Annotated in this window: 11 protein-coding genes; 2 read left to right on the top strand and 9 right to left on the bottom strand. The window is 42.4% G+C overall.

What is annotated here, in order from left to right; genetic code table 11:
* Entirely contained in the window at window positions 1-1,560 is a 1,560-nt protein-coding gene (gene lsrK / locus L1999_RS27395; RefSeq protein WP_235741414.1) for an autoinducer-2 kinase, read from the top strand.
* A gap of 23 nt (window positions 1,561-1,583) precedes the next feature.
* Window positions 1,584-1,940 (top strand): cupin domain-containing protein, encoded by a 357-nt coding sequence (locus L1999_RS27400; protein ID WP_235741415.1) that lies wholly within the window; start codon window positions 1,584-1,586, stop codon window positions 1,938-1,940.
* A gap of 832 nt (window positions 1,941-2,772) precedes the next feature.
* Here L1999_RS27400 and L1999_RS27405 read toward each other — a convergent pair.
* From L1999_RS27405 to L1999_RS27445, 9 genes are all read right to left on the bottom strand, one after another.
* Window positions 2,773-2,925: a hypothetical protein gene (locus L1999_RS27405; RefSeq protein WP_235741416.1), complete on the bottom strand. Its 153-nt coding sequence runs from the start codon at window positions 2,923-2,925 to the stop codon at window positions 2,773-2,775.
* 381 nt (window positions 2,926-3,306) lie between these two features.
* Entirely contained in the window at window positions 3,307-5,097 is a 1,791-nt protein-coding gene (locus tag L1999_RS27410; RefSeq protein WP_235741417.1) for an acid phosphatase, read from the bottom strand.
* Window positions 5,098-5,222: 125 nt separating this feature from the next.
* Window positions 5,223-6,056 carry a sugar phosphate isomerase/epimerase family protein gene (locus L1999_RS27415; RefSeq protein ID WP_235741418.1) on the bottom strand — a complete coding sequence of 278 codons (834 nt, stop codon included), beginning with the start codon at window positions 6,054-6,056 and terminating at the stop codon, window positions 5,223-5,225.
* Between the two features lie 31 nt (window positions 6,057-6,087).
* Window positions 6,088-6,918, bottom strand: coding sequence for a 5-dehydro-4-deoxy-D-glucuronate isomerase (kduI, locus tag L1999_RS27420; protein WP_235741419.1), 831 nt, complete (start codon window positions 6,916-6,918; stop codon window positions 6,088-6,090).
* 93 nt (window positions 6,919-7,011) lie between these two features.
* A complete protein-coding gene (locus L1999_RS27425) occupies window positions 7,012-8,523 on the bottom strand; it encodes an arabinosylfuranosidase ArfA (protein ID WP_235741420.1) in 1,512 nt (503 codons plus the stop codon).
* A 114-nt stretch (window positions 8,524-8,637) separates the two neighbouring features.
* Complete coding sequence (gene iolE, locus L1999_RS27430) at window positions 8,638-9,528, bottom strand: myo-inosose-2 dehydratase (protein ID WP_235741421.1); 891 nt, start codon at window positions 9,526-9,528, stop codon at window positions 8,638-8,640.
* 143 nt (window positions 9,529-9,671) lie between these two features.
* Window positions 9,672-10,697: an inositol 2-dehydrogenase gene (iolG, locus tag L1999_RS27435; protein WP_235741422.1), complete on the bottom strand. Its 1,026-nt coding sequence runs from the start codon at window positions 10,695-10,697 to the stop codon at window positions 9,672-9,674.
* Window positions 10,698-10,884: 187 nt separating this feature from the next.
* Window positions 10,885-11,889: a LacI family DNA-binding transcriptional regulator gene (locus tag L1999_RS27440; RefSeq protein ID WP_235741423.1), complete on the bottom strand. Its 1,005-nt coding sequence runs from the start codon at window positions 11,887-11,889 to the stop codon at window positions 10,885-10,887.
* 56 nt (window positions 11,890-11,945) lie between these two features.
* A complete protein-coding gene (locus L1999_RS27445; RefSeq protein WP_235741424.1) occupies window positions 11,946-13,064 on the bottom strand; it encodes a glycoside hydrolase family 88/105 protein in 1,119 nt (372 codons plus the stop codon).
* Between the last annotated feature and the right edge of the window lie 6 nt (window positions 13,065-13,070).

A 13,070-nucleotide genomic window follows, 5' to 3' on the forward strand; every position in this document is an offset into this window, starting at 1 on the left:
ATGGAAAAATACTTACTGGCAATTGATGCCGGAACCGGCAGTGTCAGAGTGATCTTGTTTGACACATTAGGCAATGAAAGATTTACTGCCCAATCAGAATGGACCCATCATGAAGATAAACGGTATCCCGGTTCAATGGACTTTGATATCGAAAAAAATGTAGACATGATCATCACTCTGATAAAAGAAATTTTAGCAAAGAGTCAGGTGAACCCCGAAAACATAGCCGCCATTTCCACCACAAGTATGCGTGAAGCCATTGTTCTATATGATGAAAACGGGAAGGAGTTATGGGCCTGTGCAAACGTGGATTCAAGATCAAACGAGGAAGTAGCTCACCTTTGCAGAATAAGCGACACCATCGAAAAAGACATTCATCAGATTTCTGGACAGACCTTTTCATTAGGAGCAATTCCGAGAATCCTCTGGGTAAAAAATCATCTCCCTGAAACTTATCAAAAAATTAAATACGTTACGATGCTGAATGACTGGATTACATATCGCATGACCGATGTGATCTCTGTTGAACCTTCTAATGGCTGCACCACTGGTCTTTTCGATATTAAGAAAAGAGTTTGGGATCCTAGCATTGCTAAGAAGGTAGATCTTAGAAATGATATTTTTCCGATTGTAAATGAAAGCGGATCTGTGATTGGCCCTGTTACCAAGGAATTCTCAGTGCTGACTGGATTAAGCACGGAAACGATGGTTGTCGCAGGGGGCGGCGATGCCCAATTAGGCTGCATTGGCATGGGAGTCATCAACGATGGAGATGCAGCCGTCTTAGGCGGAAGCTTTTGGCAATATGAATATACAACCAACCAGGTTGAGATAGATGACGAATGTAAGGTAAGAGTCAATTGCCACGCCATCCCCAATACTTGGCAATATGAAACAATCGCCTTCTTTCCCGGATTGATCATGAGGTGGTTCCGAGATACCTTTTGTGAGCTAGAAGCCTTTATTCAGAAGGAAAGCGGCGAAAGCATTTATGCTCAAATGGAGAAACGGGCCCAGCATGTACCGGCGGGCTGTAATGGAATGATTTGTACGTTTTCCGATAAAATGAACTACTTTTCATGGAAACATGCAGCACCTAGTTTCATAGATTTTAAGTTTGACAGTTCATTTAATAAAGCAACCTTTTACCGGGCGATAATGGAAAATGCCGCTTTTGTCACAAAGGGCAATATGGATACTATTTCTCACATAACCAACCAAGCACCGGAATCAATTGTGTTTGGAGGCGGGGCAGCAAAAAGTGACTTATGGTGCCAAATAGTTGCGGACGTTCTGCATATAAAAGTGAAAGTTCCGGTAGTAAAGGAATCGACAGCTCTAGGTGCGGCTATCTGTGCTGGTGTAGGGGCTGGCATTTATGAAAGTTTTAATGATGCCATTACGAAAGTTGTTCAATTCGAAAAAACCTCCGAACCAAACGAAACGAATCACTTCATTTATGAAGAGTTATATAAAAAATGGGAGACTGTCTACAAAGTGCAACTCGCTCTTGCAGATCAAGGCTACACCAACCATATGTGGATTGCCCCAGGACTATAACACATCAAAAGGAGTGCTAACAAATGACAGTGACAAATGAGAGTGAGAGAGAATACCGATTTGGTGACAGTGGTCCTAAGTACCTTAAGAAAGGACCGAGAATGAACTTTGGTGTCGTGGTACTGCAACCCGGACAGGATTTTACAGCACATTATCATAACGTGATGGAAGAAAACTTTTTTATCTTAGAGGGCGAACTAGAAATTCATATTGACGAGGAGATTTTCCAATGTAAACAAGGAGACTTTATTCACGTGGAACCAAAACAAGTCCACTATTTAATCAATAAAGGCAATACAGTCTTTAAGGCGGCTTTTATGCTGGCACCCTACCAAGAAAAAGATAAGGTTGACGTAGATTACAAGCCATACGATAAATAACCGAACTCCACAAGGACGGTTCCTATCGTTTTAATAGATTATTCCCGCGCCATATGTCTTGGCGCGAGATATTTTTAATATTTAATTTCTGTTTAAGCGATTAGCCGTATATATTCTTATCAATTTTAACTATGCTTGTAAAAAGGAGGTAATAATAATGGAATTAGAACTACCCTGTAACGCTTTAGGTTTACGCTCGTTATAGGGTTTAAAGTGACAAGATTTCGACCAAATTTCCTATAGGCTATACTATTCAAACGTTTAATTAATAAAGCAGAAATAGCAGCTCTATAGGAGTTTCTCTTCTAAACTGCTAAAAAAAATGTCAAGGACCACTAGAGTATTTCGCAGAAAATTGGTCAATTTCCCGGAAAATTCTTTCCTTTTCGTTTGAACAGACAATTTCCCCTACTTTTCCTAATGGTTCCTATTACACAAACGTTTGGTTAAAACCTTGGAAACCCTTGCCAATCCTGCCTTCTTCTCTCCAGTTGGTTAAAAGAAATGTCGATCCCTGTTTACGAATATCCGTGGTTATTTTAAATCGAATAGAATTACGAAAAAGAATTTGAAAGAACTGGCATCGACCATCTATTGATCAATAAAGACTAATCTTACATTTAAATAAAATAAGCAGGTCACCATATCATAATAGTGTTCTGCCTACTGTTAACTCATTTAAGTATTTTTCGCTATATTCCAGCGGTGACAGGCATATAGGGGATTTTCTCCTTCTCCACAGGAATATTTTTATGTATAATGGATATATAATAAAAAAGAGAAGTGCGTCAACACTTCTCCCTGCAACTGCTACCGTCAGGGTGGTAGTTGTCTATGTGTTATTTTTACGAGAACCACCCTTTTGCTTGCGACGGCGTAGGGCGGTTTTCTTGTTTTCTAGTACGTTTCTCCGAAAGAAATATGCGCTCACTTCACGCGTAACCCCCTTCAGAACTTCTCGTAGAATTTCAAGAAATGTTTCCATGACTATCACCTCCTTTCCTAGAGGAAAGAAGCGTAACAACCAACATTTTATACCTATCTAAAAACAGTTCAATCTTCGACAAAATCCGGGCTTGACGAGGCACCAGAATTTAATGAATAAGGATTTTGGCCACCCAAAAGTCGGCAGAACCGTCCCCATGCTTCCATTGAATTCATTTTTCTCTGGCCATCAAAAATTTCGCGTTTGGCTCTTCTGCTTAGAAAACATAAAAGACCCAACTAGCTGTTTCGCTAGTTGGGCTTTTATACAAAGTCTCCATAAGGAGGGTAAAGGTAACTTGATCACCCGTATGTCAAAGGGATGGCTCTCATGGTTTTTCCATAAGAACCATCCCTTTCCCCTGTGTCTTTTTTGAACTAGCTATTTTTTTATAACCTTTAATTGGATTTTGTTGGACTTATAGATAACCTTTACTTTGTATTGGCTTGGTAAACCCACGGCCTCAATGGAAGAAAATTTTCCTTTAAGTTCATTCTTGTCATAATTTATGAGCGTTAACTCATTAGCAGGTACATTATTATCAGAAAAGTCCACACGTAATTTTCCATTGATGGTGGCCTTGCCCTCAATATCGACCTGATCATTTGGACTATCAAGGGTGAGCTCAAGCGTTCCCTGATTAGATTGTGTGTAATTTCCGCCTATGACCAATTTTCCTGAAACATTTTCTTTGAGTGTACCTCCGTTATTCACAATATCCCCGCTGCCAAAAGCTGTCTCAGTATCCCCTTCTAGTGTGCCTTGGTCAATCACTGTACCACCGGTGTAAGTGTTCTGACCTTGCAGCATTAACGTACCTGTCCCCTTTTTGGTCAGCTTTCCTGTACCTGAAATATCGTTGCGCCAGTGGTCGAATGCATTGAAACCGCCTTTGGAAGCGTCCATCGCCACCGTGACGTCTTGGACGAAAGCACCATAGCCATCTGCTGCTGCGAAAAGATTTAACCTGCCCCATCCCTCAGGATCGTCAAGTACTGGATAGCCGGAAGGAAGGCCAGTCGTAGCTAAAACCCAGCGGCGCTGAGTGCTGTCAAGATACGGCAGACGTGTTTCCAGCAAGACTTCTGCACCCTTAGGAACAACCATTGGTTTTGTACTTGAGTTAATCTGGTCAAATCCATAGGTTAATCGTTGCGTAAAATCCTGTTTGTTCTTGGCATAATCTGCAAAGCGATCTACCGCTGTACCCGTTTGGGTTAACAATTTAGTTTGAGCTTCGTCATAAGCCGCCTTCTTCAGATCCTCATTGGCTGGGTCGGACAGAATCGACGCTGCCAGTGCAGTTGCCATCACCCGTCCGCCAATAACGTCAAGGGTAGAGTGCATACCGGCAACAATCCGGTTGTTCCCAAGCTCTGAAGCACGCGTAAGCATTTCCTGATAACGTTCCGGTATGGCATAGGCCATCGCAAGAGAAGCAAGATAAGCCGCATTGGTATGGCCGCTCGGGAAGCCGCCATTTTTGCTCGGATCAGGGTCTATAGAAGAGCGAATGGACGGAACGACAATGTCAGGGCTGGTCCAGCGAAACGGTCGCATATAGCTATAGTAATTCTTAGCCGGTGTTGTGGATGAATAGTTGCCCCGCAAGGTCTTAACCAAATTGACAATTTTACCAAGATTGGAATCAGTAAGTCCTGCATCTGTTCCCCCATCGTTATATTTTACAGTCTCAGCATCTGCCGGTACACTGCTGATGGTGGTTGTCGCACCGGCGTTTTCACGATAAACATCTGTTAGCGAACCAAGTCCATCAATGACGCTGTAGCTTTGACCCCTACGCTCATCAAAATAGGCTGCTTCTTCTTGACTGGAAGTACGGCTGCTTGTAATGTCCAGTACCTTTTGAATGTTGGCATCCAGCACAGCGCTGTTCAGTTTAGTCCCTGTATCCCAAGTAGGACCAGGAGCCCATAACTTATTAAATTCGGAAAGCACCCCAATGGTCGGATTTGAATTGACCGTCATATTGGCGGAATTATTATTTTTGTATGTATCTACAAAATACCCCCAAGATGGCTGCTCCGCAGGACTTACATTCGTTGGAAAAGCAGTTTGTTCCGAGGCACTCACCTTACTTCCATTAAAAGAACTTAGAAGTAACGGCAAAGACAATGCAGCAATTGAAAGATGTTTCGTTAATTTTTTCACTTTGATCCTCTCCCCTATTAAACTAGTTTTTTATTATTCCAAGAAAGCGCTTAGCTTACAAATGAATTAATTTAACCGAATTCTCAATCAAATTTACTCAAAAAAGGTCCCATCCCCTATCCTAGTCATGCCTGTTCATATTTTTTTCGTAAATACATTAAACTAGCTTCGATAAACGGCTCTTCTGTCTCTTCCATGATAATTTGTATAAATGGCTTCTTAGCTTTAATTAAAGGGAATATGAAATCATAGTTTAATAGACCTTTACCAACAGCTGTCGTTACCAGCCTGTCACCCTCAACGATAAAATCCTTTGCATGGAAAATAGCAATTCTATCCCCAAATAGCTCCAGTGCCTCTAGAAAAACTTCTTCTTGATGCTGGTAGTTATTGATCGTTAAGAAATTAACTGGATCAAAAACGACTTGAAGATTATTAGAAGGGACACTATCTAACAGTCTTTTCAGTGTTTTCGGGGAATAGACCGGATGATTCACCCCAGCCTCTACTCCTACAATCACTCCAAACTTTTCAGCCTCTTCAACTAAGTCGCGTACAGTTGTTACTACTTCTTGGAATGGTTCTTCTTTGAAATTTTCCTCTGTATAAATAATTTCAGCATTAACATTGCCCGTTTCGCTGGCAACAATACTGCATCCAAAATCCCTGGCATAGCGGATATGCTCCTTGAACCGCTCGATTCCATATCTTCTTTCCGTTTGATCAGGATGAATCATATTAAAATAGCAGCCAAGCACGGCAATATCGATATTTTCTGCGGAAAACGCTCTTCGGATATGATGGGCAAAGCCAGGACTTAAGCTTCCCAAATCTGAATTAACATCCAGAGATTTTTTTAAGACTAGCTGAACAGAGTTTAACCCTTTATCAGCCATTACTCTCGTTAATTCATTTAACGGACGTTTCTTAAAATCATGACCTCTTACCCCTAAATTCATTGTTATCACCTCTATCCAATTAGGAAATCTATTATTTTAAATCTTCCATCTTCACATGATCCATGTCATCATACGTGATGTTTTCACCGCACATCCCCCAAATAAATGTATAGTTACTTGTTGCGGTTCCAGTGTGAATCGACCAGCTCGGCGAAATGACAGCTTGTTCATTTTTAAGTACTAAATGTCTTGTTTCCTCCGGTTTACCCATAAAGTGGAATACGCGTGTATCTGGCTCCATATCAAAATATAAATATACTTCCATCCTGCGTTCGTGAGTATGGCATGGCATCGTATTCCAAACGCTGCCTGGAGACAGCATCGTCAAGCCCATTTGCAGCTGGCAGCTTTCACAGACATTCGGATGGATATATTGATGGATTTTACGTTCATTTAATGTTCCGTTTGCCCCTGCTTCAAGCGGTTTAATTTCATTTATATCAATTTTCACCGTTGGATATTTATGATGGGCAGGAGTTGAGTTAATATAAAATTTTGCTGGATTCGCAGCGTCCTTTGAACGAAATAACACTTCCTCCGTCCCTTTTCCCACATATAAGCCGTCATAGCGGACCATATCATAGTCCACACCATCAAGGGTGACAACCCCTTCTCCGCCGATGTTAATAATCCCCATCTCACGCCGTTCCAAAAAATAATTAACCCCTAACTCTTTATCCAGTGTTATCGCTAATTCTTGTTTTGCAGGGGTTACCCCGCCAAAGATCATCCGGTCAACATGTGTGTAAGTTAAATGCACTTGATCGGCTTCAAACAGTGTATATACTAAAAAATGCTTTCGTAATTCATCTGTTGTATATCTTTTAATCTCCTCAGGATGGTTCGCATAACGTGTTTCCATTTTATAATCTCCTTTTTTTGAAATGGTTTTGAACAATTTTCCCCTGTCCTTTTTAATCTGATACCAGGAAGGAAAGGATAGGAGACCAATTTTTCATTTTCGTTTTGCCAACCGTATTACATTCCATGATAACTTCGGAATTACGGTTGAAACTCGGCCGTTTTCTGACTTCGCATTCCCGTTGGAATGTGGTGCAACAGGAGCTCCATTGACTGAGTTGGTAAGCTTTAGGTCATCATTTTCAAGAACGATATGTTCCATCACTTCATAGCCTTCAAAGTTTCGGATATCCACCTCTAATTCCAACCCTTCTTGTAAATGGCGGTTTACGGCAAATAACGTCAGCTGTTCATTCTCCTCGTTATAAACAGCAGTGGATTCTAGGTACGGAACATCCGTGAAATCCTTGCTATCATATTTTGGGCTTGAAATAATAGGATTTAATGCAACACCTCTACCATAAACAGAAGCATGCATATAGGGATAGAAAATAGTTTGTTTCCATGCCTTCCCATTATTTTCAGTCATGATCGGAGCAATGACGTTCACTAATTGAGCAAGGCAAGCAATCTTTAATCGGTCCGCATGCTTTAACATGGTGATCAGCATACAGCCAACTAATAAAGCATCTTCAAAAGTATAAATATCTTCAAGCTGTGGAGGAGCAATACTCCATGGCTGAATCTTCTGATCTGCCTCATTACTGTGGTACCAAACATTCCATTCATCAAATGCAAGATTAATATTCTTTTTGCCGCGCTTTTTGGCTTTAATATAGTCGGCAATTGAAATGACAGAACGAATGAAATCATCCATCTCAAGGGAAAGAGCTAAATAGTTAGAAATATCATTGTCGCGATTCCCATAATATTGGTGAAGAGAGATATATTCAACATGGTCATACGTATGATCAAGTACAGTAGCCTCCCAATCTGCAAACGTAGGCATCGTGCGGCTTGAGCTTCCGCAGGCAACTAGCTCAATGGTCGGGTCTACCCATTTCATCACCTTTGCTGCTTCTTGAGCAATCCGGCCATATTCACTAGCGGTCTTGTGGCCAATTTGCCAAGGACCGTCCATTTCGTTACCTAAACACCAAGTCTTGATCCCATAAGGATCCTTTACACCGTGAGAGATTCGCAGGTCACTATAGTAAGAGCCTCCCGGATGATTACAGTATTCTACTAAATTTCTTGCAGCATCAATGCCGCGGGTTCCGAGGTTTACAGCCATGTTCACTTCTGCGTTTGCCAGCTTGGCCCATTTCATGAACTCGTTCGTTCCAATTTCATTTGTTTCCGTCGTACGCCACGCCAATTCCAGGCGGTGCGGACGCTGTGCCACAGGGCCTACCCCATCTTCCCAGTTATAACCGGAAACAAAATTCCCACCGGGATAACGGACTAATGGTACCTGAAGCTCTTTTACCATTTCGATTACATCCTGACGGAATCCATTTTCGTCCGCCTGAGGATGCCCTGGCTCGTAAATACCGCCATATACGGCACGGCCTAAATGTTCTATGAAGGAACCATAAATGCGATTATCAATCTCAGAGATTCTAAAATCTTTTTCTAAAATCATTTTAGCTTTGTTAGTTGTCATCCTTCTCTTCCTTCCATGATCTATTTATTTAAGTACCGAGTTCTAATAGGGCGCACCGATTGGACCGCCCTACTGCTTCAAAAAAGAAGCACGAGAACCGTCCCCGCATTTCCTTTACAGCCCGCTTTGTTCAGCGATATAGTTTCTCGCTTTTAAAGCATATTCCAAAGGATTGGCAATGGCCGGGTCTTGTTCCGCTTCTACGACAAACCAGCCTTTATAACCAGATGCTTCTAATGCCTCAAAAACGGGTTTAAAGTCAATGGCTCCATCGCCAGGTACGGTGAATACTCCTTGTTTGACTGCTTGAAGGAAGCTCAACTTCTCTTCACGGACCTTGTTAGCGACATCCAGGCGGACATCTTTTAAATGCACGTGAAAAATACGGTTCATATGTTTATGTAGTACCTGCAGATGATCTTCTCCTGAAAAAACAAGATGGCCTGTATCGTACAGAAGTGAGACCTTATCCGGATCCGTTTCTGCCATTAGCCGGTCAATTTCCTCAGCGGTTTGGATGCCTGTTCCCATATGATGGTGATAGACAATTTTCATCCCTTTTTCAGCGGCAAGGTCTCCAAGCAGGTGCAGTCCTTCAACCAAACGCTTCCACTCTTCTTCCGTAAAAACAGGTTTCTCATCAAACAAGGGGGTCTCCATCTGTCCTTGAATGCTGTTGCCTTGTTCAGATACCACAATGACCTTTGCACCCATTTCATGTAAAAAATCCCGGTGTTCAATAAAGGCTTGGGTGGTTTCCTCAAATGGCTTCGAGGTTAAGAAGGCACTAAACCAGGCACTGGCAATTTCAAGCCCACGTAATCCTAATGCCTTTTTTAATACCTCGGTATTACGCGGATATTTATTGCCGACCTCACTGCCGGAAAATCCCGCAAGGGCCATTTCACTGACACATTGCTCAAAGGTTATTTCTCCGCCAAGCTCGGGCATATCATCATTGGTCCAACCGATTGGCGCAATCGCCATCTTCACATCCTGAAACATATTGCTTCTCCCTCCGTTGTTCTTTTAATAGAATCATAAGCCCTGACGGTTCTAGCTATTTCCATTGGTTTACTTAATAATTCCGTCTGTTTTCCTGTTTATTCTAGAGCTAGTATAACCGTCAAACTTATTTCAACCACAGACTACAAAATCACAGCCGACTGACCGGCACTCTGAAGCTGGACCGGTGCCCCAGTCTCCAGCGACTCTTTAGCCGCCTTCGCAATCCGCTCCGCCTGCAATCCATCATAACCGCCGCAGATAACCTCTTGATTTTTCAAAATAGCCGTTACAAATTCATTCACTTCATCAATATAAGCCTGCGTATAGCGTTCTAAGAAAAAGTACAATGGTTTTTCCTTTGAAACATGCTGAGCAGTAGAAACCTCAACAGTATTCGCGCGGTTGTTATCTGCTTGTGCGGCACCTTTATCTCCAAAGACTTCTAGGCGCTGGTCGTATCCATATGCCGCCCGACGGCTGTTTTCAATAACACCGAGAGCGCCATTAGCAAATTTCAAGGTAATAATCGCTGTATCAATATCGCCAGCTTCACCAATCGCCGGGTCAACTAGCACCGCTCCATTTGCAAACACTTCAACGACTTCACTGTCCATGATGTAGCGCGCCATATCAAAATCGTGAATCGCCATGTCCATGAAGAGTCCGCCCGATGTTTTTATGTAATCAATTCCTGGTGGTTCTGGGTCACGTGATGTAATTCGTAAAATATGTGGTGTGCCAATGTCACCCTTTTGTACAAGCTCACGAATTTTACGGAAGTTAGGATCAAATCGGCGGTTAAAGCCTACCTGTAGCAAGACTCCTGCTTTTTCTACAGCTGCAAGTGCTTCTTCTGTTTCTTCCACTGAAAAACTAACGGGTTTTTCGCAAAAAATATGTTTTCCGGCGGCAGCCGCTTCCTTAATCAAATTGGCATGAGTAGTGGTGGGTGAACAGATAAACACCGCATTGATTTCAGGATCCTTCAAAATATCATGGTAATTAGTAGTCAATACTTCGATTTGTTTTTCCTTTGCCCATTCTTCAAGATGATCGATGACCACATCGGATACACTTTTCAATCTTACTTGCGAAATCCCTCTTAAGTTATCAACGTGGATTTTTCCAATTCGTCCCGCTCCAATAATCCCAACTGTCAATGTCATTCTCAACGTCCTCCCTTTAGAAGGTTGCAGTAAAAGAGTTAAGCGCTTAACTCTTTTGGTTAAAAACCGCTCTACAACAACCTTATTCAATGATTCGTTTTGAAACATCATTCCAAGATTTAGTTAAGCGCTTAACCCTACTCTTAAAATGAAAGCTGACTAAACAGTTGTTGGTCAGCTTTCTTGATTATGAACTTAGATCTTTCACTGACTCCCGCTCAACTAGTGTCGGGGCTAGCATGATTCTATTCGTAGGCATACCAGGATCCTCAATCGAATCCAACAATTGTTCCATGGTATAGCTGGCTAATTTTGCAATTGGCTGAGCGATCGTCGTTAAACCTGGATCAGATATTTCGGCGTGGATGGTATTATCAAAGCCAATAATCGAAATATCATTAGGAACCGATACGCCTGCTTTCCGTGCCGCATTAATAAAAACAGCAGCGATTAAATCTGTGGTAGCAAAAACCGCTGTTGGCCTTTTTTCCATTTGAAAAATTTGATTGGCGGCCAATTTCGCTTCTTCTATTTTGGATTTGGCTTCAATCACTTGAACGTCAGCAGGGTTTACCCCTTCATCAGCAAGAGCCTTTTTAAACCCCTCTACACGCAGCCGGCCGCTCGCTCGTTGTGGTTCGGTAATGACGGCAAAAGTCCGGTGTCCCTTTTGACAAAGGTAACGCCCTGCTAGATAACCGCCCCTGATATCATCTGTCGTGACAACGTGTGAATCGAGCGCAAGGTGGTCGACCGAGAACAGAACGCAAGGGACGTTTTGATCATGAAGGTTTCTTAATTTTTTTACATCCTTTGGCTCGGTCGCAATGATAATTCCGTCCACTTGTTTCTTAATCAACAGGTCCAGATAATCATGCTCACGCTCCAGCTGATAATCGGTACTGCATAAAATAATCGAATAACCCAATTCCCGTGCATTATTCTCCAGCGCACGGGCTACCTCTGCAAAGAATGGGTTCGCGATATCGGGAACCAGCACGCCAATCGTAAAGGTCTTTTTCCCCGTTAAAGCGGTAGCTACACTGCTTGGCTGGTATTCTAGGTTCTTCATAATATCCAGCACCTTGTTTTTGGTTTTTTCACTGATTCGGCCTGTATTATTTAAAACTTTGGATACCGTAGCAATCGACACATTGGCCTCTTTTGCTACATCATAAATAGTAGGTTTCATGGCATTCCCCTCTTCTCCCACTACGTGAAGTCATTTTCCTCATTATACTATTTTGTTTAGTTACTTAACAAACCCTCATGTTGCAGCACCTCGGAAAGTAAGACAATCGCCAATGCCTGACCATATGCAGTCGGTGCAATAATAATTCGCTTATAATCTTCCTTTTCCTTCCCAATCGCAGTACCAGCCGAAACATTTAAGACAGTTCCATCCTCAGCGATGTTAGCCAAAACCGCTTCGACCGCTTTTCGACAAACCGCTATATAGCTGGAGTCTAATAACCCAAGACGAATTCCTTTTAATATTCCTGCCGCAATGGCACTCGACCCGGAAACTTCGGTATAGCTATCGGAATCATCAAGCAGCGTATGCCACAACCCATTTTCGGATTGCAGGGCGACTAATCGGTTCACCTGCGCTTTAAAGGTACCAGCCATCTTCTCATAAGCCTCAGAGGATAGTTTGCCTTTTAGTGTTTCGATTAATTCCGGGGCAGCTAAGGTATACCAGCTGTTCCCGCGGCACCAATAGGCCTCACTAAAATGATGGTCATTGTCAAAATCATAGCCATGATAGAAAAGAGAATCTTCTTGGTTAAACAAATGGTCAATATGGAGATTCACTTGATAAGCCGCTTCATCGATCCAAGCCTGCTGACCATATTTAATCCCCATTTTACTTAAGAACAAAACCACCATAAACAAGGTGTCAATCCAGATTTGTCCTTCATTCAGCTTCAAATCATGTTTGGTATCGCCAGAGGTTACATGCTGAAGCCCGTTTTCCTTTGTTCTTGGCGCCTGATTGATGATCCAGTCAACCCATTCCAAAGCCAGGGTTTCCCTCTCTTCATAGTCCATTAACGTTAACATCGGGGCAGTGGTATTGATATTTTTAAGCGGTAAACCGCGCTGAATTTGATCCTCTGCCCAGTTCTTAATATATTCACGATAATCCGGAAAAGCATCATCCCCGGCTAGATTTTTCAAACCGAGCAGTCCAACTCCCTGCGGCCAATCCCACTCTTCCATTCCAAAGTCCCTTGGGAAGTAGCCGATTTTTTCGGCATCGCCCACCTCTTTCAAGGAATCTTCATTCGAAGGCCGTTTTAAATCCAGCAGCTGGTTCGTTATTTTTAACACAGCTTCACGAACATCCGTTAGTACTTTTGTCACCCTTCA

Origin of the sequence: Neobacillus drentensis, from assembly GCF_021560175.1 — a bacterium.
Taxonomy (GTDB): Bacteria; Bacillota; Bacilli; order Bacillales; family Cytobacillaceae; genus Neobacillus; species Neobacillus drentensis_A.

Excerpts from the sequence above, each read along its gene's own strand:
- lsrK (WP_235741414.1), top strand. The coding sequence starts at position 1 with ATGGAAAAATACTTACTGGCAATTGATGCCGGAACCGGCAGTGTCAGA.
- L1999_RS27400 (WP_235741415.1), top strand. The coding sequence starts at position 1,584 with ATGACAGTGACAAATGAGAGTGAGAGAGAATACCGATTTGGTGACAGT.
- L1999_RS27405 (WP_235741416.1), bottom strand. The coding sequence starts at position 2,925 with ATGGAAACATTTCTTGAAATTCTACGAGAAGTTCTGAAGGGGGTTACG.
- L1999_RS27415 (WP_235741418.1), bottom strand. The coding sequence starts at position 6,056 with ATGAATTTAGGGGTAAGAGGTCATGATTTTAAGAAACGTCCGTTAAAT.
- kduI (WP_235741419.1), bottom strand. The coding sequence starts at position 6,918 with ATGGAAACACGTTATGCGAACCATCCTGAGGAGATTAAAAGATATACA.
- L1999_RS27425 (WP_235741420.1), bottom strand. The coding sequence starts at position 8,523 with ATGACAACTAACAAAGCTAAAATGATTTTAGAAAAAGATTTTAGAATC.
- iolE (WP_235741421.1), bottom strand. The coding sequence starts at position 9,528 with ATGTTTCAGGATGTGAAGATGGCGATTGCGCCAATCGGTTGGACCAAT.
- iolG (WP_235741422.1), bottom strand. The coding sequence starts at position 10,697 with ATGACATTGACAGTTGGGATTATTGGAGCGGGACGAATTGGAAAAATC.
- L1999_RS27440 (WP_235741423.1), bottom strand. The coding sequence starts at position 11,889 with ATGAAACCTACTATTTATGATGTAGCAAAAGAGGCCAATGTGTCGATT.